We start from the raw sequence: 17,003 nt of genomic DNA, 5'->3' as shown, positions 1-17,003 counted from the left end.
CCGCTCCCGACGGGCTTCGCGGGGGATCCCGGGGAGATGCCGGGGAGATCCCGGAGAAGACCTCCGGGCGATCCTCGAACAGATCACTGACCATTCGTCAGGGACGCCGGGGGTGATCACCCCGACCCCGGCGCGGGAGGGCGCGTCAGTCCCAGGAGCCCCGGGGTGCCGGAAGCGCCGCGATCTCCGCCAGGTCCGCCCCCGTGAGCAGCACCTCCGCCGCCCGCGCGTTCTCCACGGCCCACCGCTCCCGCTTCGCACCCGGCACCGGCACCACGTGCGGCCCCTGGGCCAGCGCCCACGCCAGCGCCACCTGGGCCGGGGTGACCTCGGCCCCGTGCCGTGCCGCGATCCGCCGCAGGCCCGCCACCAGCGGCTGGTTCGCCGCCATCATCTCGGCCGTGAAGCGGGGGTGCCGCGCCCGCGGGTCGTCGGACTCGAAGCCGCCGCCCGGGGTCAGCGTCCCCGTCAGGAAACCGCTGCCCAGTGGCATCGCCGCGAGGAACCCGACCCCGCGTGCCGCGCACCACGGCAGCAGCCGGGTGAGCGCCTCGGGTGACCAGACCGACAGCTCGGCCTCGACGGCCGAGACCGGGAAGACCTGCTGGATCCGCTCCAGCTGACGGATCGTTCCCTCATAGCCGTCGCGTGCGACCCCGGTCGCGCCCCTGCGGGCGGAGCGCGCGCCCACCGCGCAGAGACCGAGCGCCCGCACCTTGCCGGCCGACACGAGCTCGGCCATCGCGCCCCAGGTCTCCTCGACCGGCACCTCGGGGTCGGCGCGGTGCAGCTGGTAGAGGTCGATCACGTCGGTCTGGAGCCTGCGCAGCGAGGCGTCGCAGGCCCGACGCACGTACCCCGGCCTGCCGTTGGCCACCACGTGCCGACGCCCACCGCCGTCCCCGACGAGCAGTCCGACCTTCGTCGAGACGAAGACCTCCGCCCGACGCTCCTTCAGCACCCTTCCCAGCAGCAGCTCGTTGGTGAACGGTCCGTACATGTCGGCGGTGTCGAGCAGGCTCACCCCGGCGTCCAGGGCCGCGTGCACCGCCCGGAGCGAGCGGTCGCCCCGCTGCTGCGAGGGGCCGTACGCCCAGTTCATCGGCATGCACCCGAGGCCGATCGCCCCCACGCCGAGCGCCGTCGCCCCGATAGTCCTGCGCTCCACGTGCCGGTACCCCTCCCTCTGCCGTCCCCCAAAGTAACCAATGGGCCGCGGGATTCTTCGCATAGCCTCCCGGTCATGAGATACGCACAGACGCCCGCCGACGTGTGGCTTCCGGTTCCCGCCGACGAGATCGACGGACTGCCCGACTCGGGCGAGTCCGGGCTGAACTACCGCTTCTGGGACGGCGGACCGGAGTTCCCGGCCGATCCGGCGGACTGCGCCTTCTACGTCGTCCCGTACATGAAGGGCTCCGAGATCGCCGTGCGTCCGCTGGCCGCGATGACCTCGCTGCGCGCCGTGCAGACCATGTCGGCCGGCATCGACCACGTCACCCCCGGCATCGGTCTGCTCCCGCCGGGCGTCTCCCTCTGCAACGCGAAGGGTGTCCACGAGGCGAGCACCGCCGAGCTCACGATCGCCCTGATCCTGGCCTCGCTGCGCGGGATCCCCGGATTCGTCCGCGGTCAGGACGCCGAGGAGTGGCGGGCCGGGTTCTACCCGGCGCTCGCCGACAAGTCCGTCCTGATCGTCGGGTACGGGGCGATCGGCGCGGCCATCGACGACCGGCTCGCGCCCTTCGAGTGCGCGCGGGTCGTGCGCGTCGCGCGCTCCGCGCGCACCACCGAGCGCGGTCCGGTCCACGCCCTCGCGGAGCTGCCCGCACTGCTCCCCGAGGCCGACGTGGTCGTCCTCTCGACGCCGCTCACGCCCGAGACCCGCCATCTCGCCGACGCCGGCTTCCTGGCCAGGATGAAGGAAGGGGCGCTCCTCGTGAACGTCGCCCGCGGGCCCGTCGTGGACACGGCGGCCCTGCTCAAGGAGGTCGAGGCCGGCCGGATCGCGGCGGCGCTCGACGTCACCGACCCGGAGCCGCTTCCGCAGGGCCACCCGCTGTGGCACGCTCCCGGTGTCCTGATCAGTCCCCATGTGGGGGGTTCCACGTCGGCGTTCATGCCGCGTGCGAAGCGGCTGATCGCGGGGCAGCTGCGGCGGTTCGCGGCCGGCGAGGAGCTCGCCAACGTCCTGCTGACCACGGGCTGAGCCCGGCCCCACGCGCGCGGGGCGCCGTGCGCCCCCGCCGCGCGCCGCTCACGAGCCCCGGACAGTCACGGAGAGTACTGCAACCCTGTCCCTGTGTGACGGTCCTGGTGTATCGTCCCGGATCGGGGGACATGCGTCGAAGTCGGGCTGACGCTGGGGAGCGTAGTGACGGGTCATCAGATTCCGAGGGGGGCGACGGGTGAAGCACGGCCGAAAGACCGACGGTCCGACGCGGCGGCGACGCCGCGCGCGAACCTCCCGCGCCTCGCTGCCAGTCTCGCGCGTTCGGTGCCGTATCAGGCCACGGCACGCCGGGCGCCACACGACGACGCCGAACGGACGCCCGACGGCACCGGCGTCCACGGCACCGACCGCCCCGGCACTCACGACGCCGACGGCACCGGCGTCCACGGCGCCGACCGCCCCGGCACTCACGACGCCGACGGCACCGGCGCTCACGCCGCCATCGGCACGGGCGTCCACGACGCCGACCGCTCCGGCGTCCATGACGCCGACCGCGCAGGCGGCCGCGACACCAGCCGCACAGGTGGGCACGGCGCCGACCGCTCCGGCGGGTGGGCCCTTCGGCGTGCGCTCGGTGGTGCCGAGGAGTCGGGCGCGCGACCTCACGAGCGGTTCCCGTCCGAGCGCGGTGACGCGCGCCCGGAGGTCGCGGTGAGCACGCCCGGAGCCGTCATCGCGCGCAGCTCCGTCGGCGAGTCCGGGAACCCCGACCGCGACCGGCAGGGGATCGGCTCCGTCGTCGCGCAGATCGCCCTCGGACTCGTCTGCGCGGGGTACACCACCGGCGCCTCGCTCGGCTGGGGCTCGCCGGAGCTCGCCCTCTTCATGGGCGACTTCGGGCTGAGCGCCGCCGCCCTCACCGCCGCCGTCTCCTGCTTCCTCTACGCCCGCGCCCACCGCGGCGGAGACCGCCCGGCGTGGCTGCTCTTCGCCTTCTCCTCGTTCATGGCCGCCGCCGGAAACGGCGTGTGGGGCTGGTACGAGGTCGTGCTCCGGGTCCCCGTGCCCGACTCCTCCGTCGCGGACCTGTTCTTCTTACTCTTCGCCCCGCCCGCCGTCGTCGGCCTGCTCGTCCTCGCCAAGAAGCCCGTCACCCGGGCCGGCTGGGTCTGCCTCGGGCTCGACGCCTGGCTCATCGGCGGCTCGCTGCTGACCCTCTCCTGGAGCCTGGCCCTCGCCCGCGCCGCCCACGTCGAGGGCGAGTCCGTCGCGCAGTCCGCGCTGGCCCTCGCGTACCCGCTGCTCGACATCGTCCTCGTCAGCATGGTCCTCGCGCTGCACTTCCGGCGCTCCCAGGCGAACCGTTCGGCGACCAACACCGCCATCGCCGCGCTGGCCCTGACGGTGCTCTGCGACGCGCTGTTCACCTCGCCGCTGCTCCGCGAGAACTACGCCTCGGGCCAGCTCCTCGACGCCGGGTGGTTCGCCGGCTCGCTGCTCCTCGCGTACGCGCCCTGGGGCGTGCGCCGGCTGCCCGACACCACCGCCGCCGCGCGCGGGCCCTGGCTGCACAGCCGCCCCGTCGCCGGTTCGCTCGCCGCCCTCACCCCGTACCTCGCCGCCGCGGTCTGCACCCTCGGCATCCTGTACAACGTCGTCGAGGGGCGGAGGGTCGACCGGGTGGTCGTGCTGACCGGCTGCGCCGTCGTCCTCGCCCTCGTCGTGCGCCAGGGCATCATGCTCCTCGACAACATCGCGCTCACCCACGAACTGGCCCAGAAGGAGAACCACTTCCGCTCCCTCGTGCAGGGGTCGAGCGACGTCATCATGATCGCCGCGCCGAGCGGCGTCCTGCGGTACGTCAGCCCCGCCGCCGCCGGCGTGTACGGGCGCGACGCCGAGGAACTCATCGGCACCGAACTCGCCGGACTCATCCACCCCGAGGACCTCGGCGCCGTCGTCCACGAGGTGCGCCGCTTCCTCGCGGCCTCGCCCGTCGACGAGCCCACCACCCGGATCGAGTGCCGCTTCCGCTCCGGCCGCGGCGACTGGCTCAACGTGGAGTCGACCGTCAACCGCCACCAGGGCGGCCTGATCTTCAACAGCCGGGACGTGACCGAGAGGGTCAGGCTCCAGGCCCAGCTCCAGCACAACGCGGAGCACGACCCGCTGACCGACCTGCCCAACCGGGCGCTCTTCACCCGCCGGGTCCGGCAGGCGCTCACCGGACGGCGCGCCTCCGACGCCGGCACCGCCGTGCTCTTCATCGACCTCGACGGCTTCAAGGCGGTCAACGACCGCCTCGGCCACCAGGCGGGCGACGATCTCCTCGTGCAGGCCGCCCGCCGCCTCCAGGAGTCCGTGCGGGCCGGGGACACCGCCGCCCGGCTCGGCGGCGACGAGTTCGCCGCCCTCATCCTCGGCGACGGCGGCCGCGAGCAGGCCGCCCGCGAGTGCCAGGTCCAGGAGATCGCCGACCGGCTGCGGATCACGCTCTCCCAGCCGTACCAGGTCGACGGCGGCACCGAGGTGCGCGTCGCCGCCTCCATCGGCGTCGCCTTCGCCGAGCCCGGCATCGAGGCCGGGGACCTCCTGCGCAACGCCGACCTCGCGATGTACCGCGCCAAGGCCGCGGGCAAGGACCGCGTCGAGCTCTACGCGCCCCAGATGCAGGCCGAGGTCGTCCGGCGGACCGAGCTGGCCGCCCGGCTGCGCACCGCCCTCCACGACGGCGAGTTCGCCCTGCTCCACCAGCCCGTCGTCGACCTCGCCACCGGCCGGATCGCCGCCGTCAGCGCGCAGGCCCGCTGGCGCTCGACGCAGGGCATTCTCTTCACCCCCGCCGAGTACCTCCGCGTCACCGACGACGGGGAGCGGACCGCCGAGCTGGGCCGCTGGCTCCTCGAGGAGGCCGTGGAGCAGGCCGCCGAGCGGGCGGGAATCGGCCATCGCGCACCGGTCTGCATCCGGCTCTCCGCCGGCCGCCTCCTGGACCGCTCGATGCCGTTCGGCTCGATCGAGTCCCTCCTCACCCGACACGGGCTGCCGTCCGGCTCGCTGATCATCGAACTCGCCGACAGCGACCACCGGACCCCGTTCGACGAGCTGGAGCAGCGCCTCGCGACGCTGCGCCGCCTCGGGGTGCGGATCGCCCTCGACGGATTCGGCAGCGGACAAGTGGCGATCGACGCCCTCCGGCGGCTCCCGGCCGACATACTGAAACTGGACAGGGGACTCGTCGAGGGCGTCGTCGAATCCGCCCGTCTCCGCAAGATCACCCGAGGGGTGCTCCGCATCGCCGGCGAGCTCGGCATGCAGACCGTCGCCGAGGGCGTGGACGTGCCGGAGCAGGTGCTGGCCCTGCGGGCCATGGGATGCAGCCACGCCCAGGGCATGGCCTTCTCCGGCCCGCTGGACGAGTACCGCCTGCGCAGAGCCCTCGTACGGGACGAGTACCCGCTTCCCGGGGCCATGCCCGTACGTGTCGGAAACCGTCCGCCGTTCCGCTCACATAGTGAGACCCACGTCCCACCTGCTTGACATCCACACGGCGGGAGAGGGAGGGTCAGTGCCATGCGCACCCGAATTCTCGTACTTGGAAAGCGCGTCGGATGAGGCAGGGCCCTTCTAGGCCCCGCTGAGAAGCACCCGACGCGCTCCCCTCGCTTGCCTCACGGCACGAGGGGTTTTTTGTTGCACCGGCTCCCTTCGAAGACGGTGCGAACCCCCGCAAAACACCTCGCACAAACCCTCTGCTTCGAGAAGAGATGATGATGACCGAGCAGGCCACCGGGCACCATCCGCAGCCGCGGCCCCGCGGCGGCGCGCAGCCCGCCAGCACCGTCGAGCACGTCACGGGTGCGCAGTCCCTCATCCGCTCTCTCGAGGAAGTGGGCGCCGACACCGTCTTCGGCATCCCGGGCGGCTGCATCCTCCCGGCGTACGACCCGATGATGGACTCGGAGAAGGTGCGCCACATCCTCGTCCGCCACGAGCAGGGCGCGGGCCACGCCGCCACCGGCTACGCCCAGGCCACCGGCAAGGTCGGCGTCTGCATGGCGACCTCCGGTCCCGGCGCGACCAACCTCGTCACCCCGATCGCCGACGCGTACATGGACTCCGTCCCGCTGGTCGCGATCACCGGCCAGGTCGCCTCGAAGGCCATCGGTACGGACGCCTTCCAGGAGGCGGACATCTGCGGCATCACGATGCCGATCACGAAGCACAACTTCCTGGTCACCAAGGCCGACGACATCCCGCGGACCATCGCCGAGGCCTTCCACATCGCCGCCTCCGGCCGCCCGGGCCCGGTCCTGGTCGACATCGCCAAGGACGCCCTCCAGGCGAAGACCACCTTCAGCTGGCCGCCGCAGACCGACCTGCCCGGCTACCGCCCGGTGACCAAGCCACACGCCAAGCAGATCCGCGAGGCCGCGAAGCTGATCTCGGCCGCCAAGCGCCCGGTCCTGTACGTCGGCGGCGGTGTCATCAAGTCCGGCGCCACGGCCGAGCTGCGGATCCTCGCCGAGCTCACCGGCGCCCCGGTCACCACCACGCTGATGGCCCTCGGCGCATTCCCCGACAGCCACCCCCAGCACGTCGGCATGCCCGGCATGCACGGCTCGGTCACGGCCGTCACCGCGCTGCAGAAGGCCGACCTGATCGTCGCCCTCGGCGCCCGCTTCGACGACCGCGTCACCGGCAAGCTCGACAGCTTCGCCCCGTACGCCAAGATCGTCCACGCGGACATCGACCCGGCCGAGATCGGCAAGAACCGTGCCGCCGACGTCCCGATCGTCGGTGACGCCCGCGAGGTCATCGCCGACCTGATCCAGGCCGTCCAGGCCGAGCACAACGAGGGCAACGCGGGCGACTACAGCGCCTGGTGGAGCGACCTCAGCCGCTGGCGCGAGACGTACCCGCTCGGTTACGACCTGCCGGAGGACGGCAGCCTCTCGCCGCAGCAGGTCATCCAGCGCATCGGCCGGCTCGCCCCCGAGGGCACGATCTTCACCGCGGGCGTCGGCCAGCACCAGATGTGGGCGGCCCACTTCATCGACTACGAGCAGCCGGCCACCTGGCTGAACTCGGGCGGCCTCGGCACGATGGGATACGCGGTCCCCGCCGCGATGGGCGCCAAGGCCGGCCTGCCGGACCGCCCGGTCTGGGCGATCGACGGCGACGGCTGCTTCCAGATGACCAACCAGGAACTCACCACCTGCGCCCTGAACAACATCCCGATCAAGGTCGCCATCATCAACAACGGCGCCCTCGGCATGGTCCGCCAGTGGCAGACGCTGTTCTACAACCAGCGCTACTCCAACACCGTCCTGCACTCCGGGCCGGACGACGTCCAGGCGAACAAGGGCACCCGCGTCCCCGACTTCGTCAAGCTCTCCGAGGCCATGGGCTGCGTCGCCCTGCGCTGCGAGGACCCGGCCGACCTCGACAAGGTCATCGCCGAGGCGAACGCCATCAACGACCGTCCGGTCGTCATCGACTTCATCGTCCACGAGGACGCGCAGGTCTGGCCGATGGTCGCCGCCGGCACCTCCAACGACGAGGTCATGGCCGCGCGGGGCGTCCGCCCCGACTTCGGCGACGGCGAAGACGACTGAGCGCGCAGAGCGAAAAGGAAGAGACCCAGACATGTCCACCAAGCACACGCTCTCCGTTCTCGTCGAGAACACGCCCGGCATCCTCGCCCGGATCGCCGCCCTGTTCTCCCGCCGCGGCTTCAACATCGACTCCCTCGCGGTGGGCGTCACCGAACACCCCGACATCTCCCGCATCACCATCGTGGTCAATGTCGAGGACCTGCCCCTCGAGCAGGTGACCAAGCAGCTCAACAAGCTGGTCAACGTCCTGAAGATCGTCGAACTCGAGCCCAGCGCTGCGATCCAGCGCGAGCTCGTCCTGGTGAAGGTCCGCGCCGACAACGAGACCCGCTCCCAGATCGTCGAGATCGTGCAGCTGTTCCGCGCCAAGACCGTGGACGTCTCGCCCGAGGCGGTCACCATCGAGGCCACCGGTTCGAGTGACAAGCTCGACGCGATGCTCAAGATGCTGGAGCAGTTCGGCGTCAAGGAGCTCGTCCAGTCCGGCACGATCGCCATAGGGCGTGGATCGCGGTCCATCACGGACCGCTCCCTGCGCTCCCTCGACCGCAGCGCCTGAGAGTCACCGGAGGTCGACCGCCGGTCCACTCGGCGGTCCGACTGACGAGACCCGAAAACTTTTCTTCCGCTCCCCGCCGTACGGTGGGACGCAACACCAGCACCTCAAGGAGATATCCAGTGGCCGAGCTGTTCTACGACGCCGATGCCGACCTGTCCATCATCCAGGGCCGCAAGGTCGCGGTGATCGGCTACGGCAGCCAGGGACACGCCCACGCGCTGTCGCTCCGTGACTCGGGTGTCGACGTCCGCGTCGGCCTCCAGGAGGGCTCGAAGTCCAAGGCCAAGGCCGAGGAGCAGGGTCTGCGCGTCGTGTCCGTCGCCGAGGCCGCCGCCGAGGCCGACCTCATCATGATCCTGACCCCGGACCCGATCCAGGCCAAGGTCTACGAGGAGTCCATCAAGGACAACCTGAAGGCGGGCGACGCCCTGTTCTTCGGTCACGGCCTCAACGTCCGCTACGGCTTCATCGAGGTCCCCGAGGGCATCGACGTCGCGCTCGTCGCCCCGAAGGGCCCGGGCCACCTGGTCCGCCGTCAGTACGAGGAGGGCCGCGGCGTTCCGTGCATCGCGGCCGTCGAGCAGGACGCGACCGGCAACGCCTTCGCGCTGGCCCTCTCGTACGCCAAGGGCATCGGCGGCACCCGCGCCGGCGTCATCAAGACCACCTTCAAGGAGGAGACGGAGACCGACCTGTTCGGTGAGCAGGCCGTCCTCTGCGGTGGCACCGCGGCGCTGGTCAAGGCGGGCTTCGAGACCCTGACCGAGGCCGGCTACCAGCCGGAGATCGCGTACTTCGAGTGCCTCCACGAGCTGAAGCTCATCGTCGACCTCATGTACGAGGGCGGCCTGGAGAAGATGCGCTGGTCGGTCTCCGAGACCGCCGAGTGGGGCGACTACGTCACCGGCCCGCGGATCATCACCGACGCCACCAAGGCGGAGATGAAGAAGGTCCTCGCGGAGATCCAGGACGGCACCTTCGCCAAGGAGTGGATGGCCGAGTACCACGGCGGTCTGAAGAAGTACAACGAGTACAAGAACCAGGACTCGAACCACCTCCTGGAGACCACCGGCAAGGAGCTGCGGAAGCTCATGAGCTGGGTGAACGACGAAGAGGCGTAAGTCCTCGGGGGAGGGGCCGGACAGTGTGTCCGGCCCCTTCCCACATCGTTGGACACCTCGTCCAACCACGGACGGGTGATCCTTCCAACGAGGCGTATGAGCTGTGCTGATGCACCACTACACTTCTCAACAACATACGCGTCAGGCCCACAGCGTCGTGCGCTTTCACGCGGCAAGCCCCCTCCACCGCCTGCGGCCGTCGGGACGGCCGTCCGCACTGGACCTGTGAGGACTCACGTGAGCTCGAAACCTGTCGTACTCATCGCTGAAGAGCTGTCGCCCGCCACCGTCGACGCCCTGGGCCCGGACTTCGAGATCCGGCACTGCAACGGCGCCGACCGCGCCGAGCTGATCCCCGCCATCGCCGACGTGGACGCGATCCTGGTCCGCTCCGCGACCAAGGTCGACGCCGAGGCCCTCGCCGCCGCGAACAAGCTCCGCGTCGTCGCCCGTGCCGGCGTCGGTCTGGACAACGTCGACGTCTCCGCCGCCACCAAGGCCGGCGTCATGGTCGTGAACGCCCCGACCTCCAACATCGTCACCGCCGCCGAGCTCGCGTGCGGTCTGCTCGTCGCCACCGCGCGCAACATCCCGCAGGCCAACACCGCGCTGAAGAACGGCGAGTGGAAGCGGAACAAGTACACCGGCGTCGAGCTGAGCGAGAAGACCCTCGGTGTCGTCGGCCTCGGCCGCATCGGCGTCCTGGTCGCGCAGCGCATGTCCGCCTTCGGCATGAAGATCGTCGCGTACGACCCCTACGTGCAGCCGGCCCGCGCCGCCCAGATGGGCGTGAAGCTCCTGGCCCTCGACGAGCTCCTCGAGGTCGCCGACTTCATCACCGTCCACCTGCCGAAGACCCCGGAGACCATCGGTCTCATCGGCGACGAGGCGCTGCACAAGGTCAAGTCGTCCGTCCGCATCGTCAACGCCGCCCGCGGCGGGATCGTGGACGAGGCCGCGCTGTACACCGCCCTCAAGGAGGGCCGGGTCGCCGGTGCCGGCCTCGACGTGTACGCGAAGGAGCCCTGCACGGACTCCCCGCTCTTCGAGCTCGACCAGGTCGTCTGCACCCCGCACCTCGGTGCCTCCACGGACGAGGCCCAGGAGAAGGCCGGCATCGCCGTCGCCAAGTCGGTGCGCCTGGCGCTGGCGGGCGAGCTGGTCCCGGACGCGGTCAACGTCCAGGGCGGTGTCATCGCCGAGGACGTGAAGCCCGGTCTGCCGCTCGCCGAGAAGCTCGGCCGGATCTTCACCGCGCTCGCGGGCGAGGTCGCGTCCCGCCTCGACGTCGAGGTCTACGGCGAGATCACCCAGCACGACGTGAAGGTGCTCGAACTCTCCGCGCTCAAGGGCGTGTTCGAGGACGTCGTCGACGAGACCGTCAGCTACGTCAACGCCCCGCTGTTCGCGCAGGAGCGCGGTGTCGAGGTGCGCCTGACGACGAGCTCCGAGTCGCCCGACCACCGCAACGTGGTCACCGTGCGCGGCACGCTCGCGAGCGGCGAGGAGGTCGCGGTCTCCGGCACGCTGGCCGGCCCGAAGCACCTTCAGAAGATCGTCGCCGTCGGCGAGTACGACGTGGACCTGGCGCTCGCCGACCACATGGTCGTCCTGCGCTACGAGGACCGCCCGGGTGTCGTCGGCACCGTCGGCCGCATCCTCGGCGAGGCCGGTCTGAACATCGCCGGCATGCAGGTCTCCCGCGCGGAGGAGGGGGGCGAGGCGCTCGTCGTCCTCACCGTCGACGACTCGCTGCCGGCCTCGGTGCTCGCGGAGATCGCGCAGGAGATCGGTGCCACCTCGGCCCGCTCGGTCAACCTGATCTGATCCTCCCGGCCCCGGGCCTCCCGGCTCGGGGTGCCTCGGTCCAGGCTTCGTACCCGGTGCGATAGACGCATGTCTTACACGACTGTCTATCGGCCGGGTACAGTGCTGCCATGGGACACAAGGAAGACCTCCTCGAAGGCGCCAAGCGCTGCCTCCTGGAGAAGGGGTACGGGCGCACGACGGCCCGCGACATCGTCGCCGCCTCCGGCACCAACCTCGCCTCCATCGGCTACCACTACGGCTCCAAGGACGCCCTCCTCCAGCAGGCCTTCCTCGCCCTCACCGAGGAGTGGGGCGGCCGGGCGGGTGCGGCGGGGACCGGCGAGGACAGGCGGGAGCTGCCGGCCGACCCGTACGCCCGCTTCCACGCCGTCTGGGAGCAGGTGATCGCCGCCGCGGGGGCGAGCAGGCCGCTCTGGAAGCTCCAGACCGAGGTGGTCACCCGCCTCGACGACGACGAGAAGCTCCGCGACGCGATCAAGGAGCCCCAGCGCGAGGGGCGCCTCGGGATGGCCGAGGGCTTCCTCGGCATCGACCCCGAGGCGGAGCCCGAGAAGGCCCGGGTCGCCGGACTGCTCTGCCAGGCCCTCGCGACCGGCGTCATGATCCAGTGGATGGTCGACCCGGAGACGGCGCCGAGCGCGGACGACCTCACTGCCGGGCTCAGGGTCCTGATGGCGGAAGGCAGCTGAGGACGACCTTGGCGCGGGCGTGGCCCTCCTCGACGTACCGCAGGGCCCGGTCCGCCTCCGCCAGCGGGTAGGTCCGCCCGATCACCGGGGCGATCCCGCCGGACTCGGCGAACTCCCGCAGCGCCACCAGGTTCTCCCGCCGCGGCTGGGCCGTCAGGACGCGGAGCCGCCGGTCGAGGGTCTTCGAGAGCAGCTGCCCCCTCAGGATCGTCCCCATGGGCCCGAGGACGCTGCCGCCCTCGAAGACGCCACCGCCGGACAGGACCAGCGTGCCGGTGGGGGAGAGGATCCGCCGCAGCTCGCGCAGCGCGCGGTTGCCGACGAGGTCGAGCACCAGGTCGTAGCGGTCCTGGCCGGCGGTGAAGTCCTGCCGCGTGTAGTCGATGACCCGGTCGGCGCCGAGTCCGAGGACCAGCGACCCGTTCCGCCCGCCGCACACCCCCGTCACCTCGGCGCCGAACGCCTTCGCGAGCTGCACGGCGAAGGTCCCGACGCCCCCCGAGGCGCCGTTGACGAGGACCTTCGCGCCCTGCCGTATCCCGCCGAGGTCCCGCAGGCCCATCAGCGCGGTGTTCCCCGCCAGGGGTATCGCGGCGGCCTCCTCGAAGCTCAGCCCGGCCGGTTTGCGTTCCGTCGTCCTCACGGGCGCGCGCACGTACTCGGCGAAGCAGCCCGGGGCCTCTCCGAAGACCTCGTCGCCGGGGCGCAGTTCGGTCACCGCGTCGCCCACGGCCTCCACCACCCCGGCGAAGTCCCGGCCCCTGACCGGCTCCTTCGGTCTCCTCGGGCCGAGAGCCAGCCGGGCCACGTACGGATCGCCGCGCATCAGGTGCCAGTCCGCCGCGTTGACCGACGCCGCGTGGACCCGTACGAGCACCTCGCCCGCCCCCGGCACCGGCCGCTCGACCTCCGCGAACTCCAGCACGTCCGCCGATCCGTACCGCTCCTGCGTCCAGGCCCTCATGGCGTCCCCTCACCCCGTCCCGGTCCCTGTGGGAACGACGTTAGGGGGCCGGGTGCCGCCGGACCATCCGGGACGACCCGGACGCACCCCTGAATCCTCCCGGGGGTCCATCGGCCGAAAGGGCTACAGGCGGGCCGACTTCAGGGACATGTGGAGCAGCAGCCGGTCCTCGCCGTCGTCCAGGTCGAGGCCGGTGAGCTGCTCTACCCGGGAGAGCCGGTAGTAGAGGGTCTGCCGGTGGATGCCCAGGGCCGCCGCCGTCCGGCCCGCCTGCCCCGCGCTGTCGAGGAACACCTCGGCGGTGCGGGCCAGTTCGGCGTGGGCCGGGGCGAGCAGCGGGGCCACGGCCGGGTCGACCTCGGGGTGGTAGAGCGCCGCGAGGAGGCGGTACGGGCCGATGCCGGCCCACTCCGCCACGGGGCCGAGCGTCGGCTGCGCCGTCGCCGCGCGGGCCGCCGTGTTCGCCTCGCGCCAGGCGGCCGGGAGCTCGGTGAGGCCCCTGCGGGGGGTGGCGATCCCGGCGGGCGCGGTGCCGCGCAGCCGGTCGGCGGCCTTGTGGGCGGGGGAGAGGTCGTCGGCCGTGCGCAGCCGTACGAGCGCGGCGAGCGCGTCGGTGTCCGGGAGCGTGGCGACCGCCGCCGCGCCGGGCACGGCGCGGACCGAGGGGGCCTCGCCCTGCCAGGGGGTCACGCACACGACGGCGTGCAGGCCGTCCGCGCTCGGGCCGAGGGCGGCCCGCAGCGCCGCGACGGCCATGTCGCTCTGCCAGCCGCGCCCGGCCGTGAGGACCGCCGCGAACTCGCGCGAGATGTCGGCGCCCGCCTGCTCCTCGTCGGCGAGGAGCTCCCCGATCCGGCCCGCGACCTCCATCGCGGCGGCGAGCCGCTCGTCGGAGGGGCCGGGCCCCGCGTCGAGCAGCCAGACGTATCCGAGGACGACGCCCCGGTGGCGCACGGGCAGGCAGACGCGGTCGCGGAAGACGCCCGCGTCCGGGGCGGCCGGGATGCGGACCGGCCCGGTCGCCCGGGTGATGCCGAAGCCCTCGAACCAGGCGCGGACGGCCGGGGTGGACTTGCGGGTGAGGATCGAGCGGGTCCTGACCGGGTCCATCACGGAGTCGTCGTCGCTGTCGTGCGCGCCGAAGGCGATCAGCCCGAAGTCGCGGTTCTCCAGCGTCGCGGGTTCGCCGAGCAGCGCCGAGATCTCGTCGACCAGGTCTTGGTAATCGCCCTTCACGGACCCATTCTCGCACCCCCTCAGACATGTGTATGAGACGCCGCGCACGGATGCGTGACAGCTGTAGATGGCGCAGGATCGGACTGATCCATAGGTTTCACGGTGGTTCTCCGTGCTGTTCCCGGTTCGTTCCCCTGATCCGGTTGCGGCCCCCTTCTTCCCTGCCTTTTGGAGGTGCCCCGTGCTGGGTCCCGTGATCCTCGCCGCGTCGCGCAGCGACAAGATGCGTCGTCTGGTGTCGGCCGCCCCCGGGACCAAGCAGGTCGTCGCCCGCTTCATCGCCGGTGAGACGGTCGACGACGTCGTCCCGATCGTCTCCGAGCTCAGCGGCCGTGGCCTGGAGGTCACCCTCGACGTCGTCGGTGAGGACATCACCACCGTCGAGCAGTCGTACGCGGCCCGCGACGCGTACCTGGAGCTCATCGGGCGCCTGAAGGAGCTGGGTCTCGGCGAGCGCGCCGAGATGTCCGTGAAGCTGTCGATGTTCGGCCAGTCGCTGGACCCCGAGGGCCCCGGAAGCGGCCACGAGCTGGCCCTCGCGAACGTGCGCCCGGTCGTCGAGGCCGCCGCCGAGATCGGCACCACGGTCACCCTGGACGCCGAGGACCACACCACCCTCGACTCGATGTTCGCCATCCACGAGGAGCTGCGGAAGGACTTCCCGCAGACCGGCTGCGTCATCCAGGCCTACCTCTTCCGCACCGAGGGCGACGCCCGCCGCCTCGCCGCGAACGGCTCCCGCGTCCGGATCGTGAAGGGCGCCTACAAGGAGCCCGCCGAGGTCGCCATCCAGGACAAGCCCGAGATCGACAAGGCGTACGTCCGGATCATGAAGATCCTCATGGACGGCACGGGCTACCCGATGATCGGCTCGCACGACCCGCGCCTGATCTCCATCGGCCAGGAGCTGGCCCGCCGCGCCGGGCGCAAGCTGGACGAGTACGAGTTCCAGATGCTGTACGGCATCCGGAGCGAGGAGCAGAACCGTCTCGCCGCCGAGGGCCACCGCATGCGTGTCTACACCGCGTACGGCACCGACTGGTACGGATACTTCATGCGCCGCCTCGCGGAGAAGCCGGCCAACCTCCTCTTCTTCGTCCGCTCCATCCTCACCAAGGGCTGAGCCCCACCTCTCACAAGGAGTTACGCGACTCATGGACGCTGTCACCCAGGTCCCCGCTCCGGTCAACGAGCCGGTGCACAGCTACGCCCCCGGCTCCCCCGAGCGCGCCCGCCTCGAGATCAAGCTCAAGGAGCTGGCCGAGAACCCGCGCGAGCTGCCGATGACCATCGGCGGCGTGAAGCGCCTCGGCGGCGGCGAGGAATTCAAGGTCGTGCAGCCGCACAACCACCAGGCCGTCATCGGCACCTTCCGCGGCGCCACCGAGCAGGACGCCCAGGACGCGATCGACGCCGCCCTGGCCGCCGCCCCGGCCTGGCGCGCGATGTCCTTCGACGACCGCGCCGCGATCATCCTGCGGGCCGCAGAGCTCCTGGCCGGCCCGTGGCGCGAGACGCTGGCCGCGTCCACCATGCTCGGCCAGTCGAAGACCGCCCAGCAGGCCGAGATCGACACCCCGTGCGAGCTCGTCGACTTCTGGCGCTTCAACGTCGCGTACGCCCGCCAGATCCTGGCCGAGCAGCCGCCGGCGAACTCCCCGGGCGTCTGGAACCGTCTGGACCACCGTCCGCTGGAAGGTTTCGTCTACGCGATCACGCCGTTCAACTTCACGGCCATCGCGGGCAACCTGCCCACCGCCCCCGCCCTCATGGGCAACGTGGTCGTCTGGAAGCCGTCCCCGACGCAGACGCACTCCGCCGTGCTCCTCATGGAGCTCCTGGAGGAGGCCGGCCTGCCGAAGGGCGTCATCAACCTGGTGACCGGCGACGGCATCGCCGTCTCCGAGGTGGCCCTGAACCACCGCGACCTGGCCGGCATCCACTTCACGGGTTCGACCAAGACCTTCCAGCACCTGTGGAAGACGGTCGGCAACAACATCGAGAAGTACCGCTCGTACCCGCGGATCGTCGGCGAGACCGGTGGCAAGGACTTCGTCGTCGCGCACCCCAGCGCCGACCGCGCCATCCTCAAGACCGCGCTGACCCGCGGCTCCTTCGAGTTCCAGGGCCAGAAGTGCTCCGCGTCCTCGCGTGCGTACGTCCCGGCCTCCATCTGGAACGACGGCTTCAGGGAGGAGTTCGCGGCCGAGGTCGACGGCATCACCATGGGTGACGTCACCGACCTGTCGAACTTCATCGGCGCCGTCATCGACGAGCGCTCGTTCGCCAAGAACAAGGCCGCGATCGACCGTGCCGCGGCCGACCCGACCTGCACGATCATCGCCGGCGGCACGTACGACGACTCGGTGGGCTACTTCGTCCGCCCGACCGTCATCGCGTGCACCGACCCGGAGAACGAGGTCTTCAAGGCCGAGTACTTCGGCCCGATCCTGGCCGTCCACGTCTACGAGGACGACCAGTACGACGAGATGCTGACCCAGATGGAGTCGGTCTCGGACTACGCCCTCACCGGCTCGGTCATCTCCGGCGACCGCGCGGCCGCCGCGTACACGATGGAGAAGCTCCGCTTCGCCGCGGGCAACTTCTACATCAACGACAAGTCGACCGGCGCCGTCGTCGGCCAGCAGCCCTTCGGCGGCGGCCGCGCCTCGGGTACGAACGACAAGGCCGGCGCGCCGCAGAACCTGATGCGCTGGACGCTGACCCGCGCCATCAAGGAGACGCTGGTCCCGCCGACCGAGTACGGCTACCCGCACATGGGCTGACGCCCGCCCCGCCGCGCAGCGGCCCCC

General features: G+C 71.4%; 12 protein-coding genes. 9 read left to right on the top strand and 3 right to left on the bottom strand.

Annotation, left to right across the window (positions count from 1 at the left end; translation table 11 throughout):
* Positions 1 to 145: 145 nt before the first annotated feature.
* Entirely contained in the window at positions 146 to 1,168 is a 1,023-nt protein-coding gene (locus tag AB0G79_RS31975; RefSeq protein ID WP_360812727.1) for an aldo/keto reductase, read from the bottom strand.
* Between the two features lie 75 nt (positions 1,169 to 1,243).
* Between AB0G79_RS31975 and AB0G79_RS31970 the strand changes: the two genes are divergently transcribed.
* From AB0G79_RS31970 to AB0G79_RS31940, 7 genes are all read left to right on the top strand, one after another.
* Positions 1,244 to 2,209 carry a 2-hydroxyacid dehydrogenase gene (locus AB0G79_RS31970; protein ID WP_360812725.1) on the top strand — a complete coding sequence of 322 codons (966 nt, stop codon included), beginning with the start codon at positions 1,244 to 1,246 and terminating at the stop codon, positions 2,207 to 2,209.
* Between the two features lie 675 nt (positions 2,210 to 2,884).
* Complete coding sequence (locus tag AB0G79_RS31965; RefSeq protein ID WP_360812749.1) at positions 2,885 to 5,713, top strand: EAL domain-containing protein; 2,829 nt, start codon at positions 2,885 to 2,887, stop codon at positions 5,711 to 5,713.
* A gap of 227 nt (positions 5,714 to 5,940) precedes the next feature.
* Positions 5,941 to 7,791 (top strand): acetolactate synthase large subunit, encoded by a 1,851-nt coding sequence (locus AB0G79_RS31960; RefSeq protein WP_360812723.1) that lies wholly within the window; start codon positions 5,941 to 5,943, stop codon positions 7,789 to 7,791.
* Positions 7,792 to 7,822: 31 nt separating this feature from the next.
* The gene (gene ilvN / locus AB0G79_RS31955; RefSeq protein WP_360812721.1) at positions 7,823 to 8,350 is read left to right on the top strand and encodes an acetolactate synthase small subunit; all 528 of its coding nucleotides are present in this window, start codon (positions 7,823 to 7,825) and stop codon (positions 8,348 to 8,350) included.
* 119 nt (positions 8,351 to 8,469) lie between these two features.
* Positions 8,470 to 9,471, top strand: a complete 1,002-nt coding sequence (gene ilvC / locus AB0G79_RS31950) for a ketol-acid reductoisomerase (protein ID WP_360812719.1) — start codon at positions 8,470 to 8,472, stop codon at positions 9,469 to 9,471.
* Positions 9,472 to 9,708: 237 nt separating this feature from the next.
* The gene (serA, locus tag AB0G79_RS31945; RefSeq protein ID WP_360812717.1) at positions 9,709 to 11,298 is read left to right on the top strand and encodes a phosphoglycerate dehydrogenase; all 1,590 of its coding nucleotides are present in this window, start codon (positions 9,709 to 9,711) and stop codon (positions 11,296 to 11,298) included.
* A gap of 110 nt (positions 11,299 to 11,408) precedes the next feature.
* On the top strand, positions 11,409 to 11,990 hold the full coding sequence (locus AB0G79_RS31940) for a helix-turn-helix domain-containing protein (protein WP_360812715.1): 582 nt from the start codon (positions 11,409 to 11,411) through the stop codon (positions 11,988 to 11,990).
* Here the strand turns inward: AB0G79_RS31940 and AB0G79_RS31935 are convergent.
* Both AB0G79_RS31935 and AB0G79_RS31930 read right to left on the bottom strand, forming a co-directional pair.
* On the bottom strand, positions 11,962 to 12,954 hold the full coding sequence (locus AB0G79_RS31935) for an NAD(P)-dependent alcohol dehydrogenase (RefSeq protein WP_360812713.1): 993 nt from the start codon (positions 12,952 to 12,954) through the stop codon (positions 11,962 to 11,964). The two genes, AB0G79_RS31940 and AB0G79_RS31935, sit on opposite strands and share 29 nt — an antisense overlap.
* Before the next feature lie 123 nt (positions 12,955 to 13,077).
* Positions 13,078 to 14,190 (bottom strand): helix-turn-helix domain-containing protein, encoded by a 1,113-nt coding sequence (locus AB0G79_RS31930; RefSeq protein ID WP_360812711.1) that lies wholly within the window; start codon positions 14,188 to 14,190, stop codon positions 13,078 to 13,080.
* Between the two features lie 181 nt (positions 14,191 to 14,371).
* Between AB0G79_RS31930 and AB0G79_RS31925 the strand changes: the two genes are divergently transcribed.
* Both AB0G79_RS31925 and pruA read left to right on the top strand, forming a co-directional pair.
* The gene (locus tag AB0G79_RS31925) at positions 14,372 to 15,313 is read left to right on the top strand and encodes a proline dehydrogenase family protein (protein ID WP_360812709.1); all 942 of its coding nucleotides are present in this window, start codon (positions 14,372 to 14,374) and stop codon (positions 15,311 to 15,313) included.
* Between the two features lie 31 nt (positions 15,314 to 15,344).
* The gene (gene pruA, locus AB0G79_RS31920) at positions 15,345 to 16,976 is read left to right on the top strand and encodes an L-glutamate gamma-semialdehyde dehydrogenase (RefSeq protein WP_360812707.1); all 1,632 of its coding nucleotides are present in this window, start codon (positions 15,345 to 15,347) and stop codon (positions 16,974 to 16,976) included.
* Positions 16,977 to 17,003: the final 27 nt, after the last annotated feature.

This window comes from Streptomyces sp. NPDC020807 (genome assembly GCF_040641575.1).
Taxonomy (GTDB): domain Bacteria; phylum Actinomycetota; class Actinomycetes; order Streptomycetales; family Streptomycetaceae; genus Streptomyces.
This window is presented reverse-complemented; position numbering and strand designations above follow the sequence as displayed.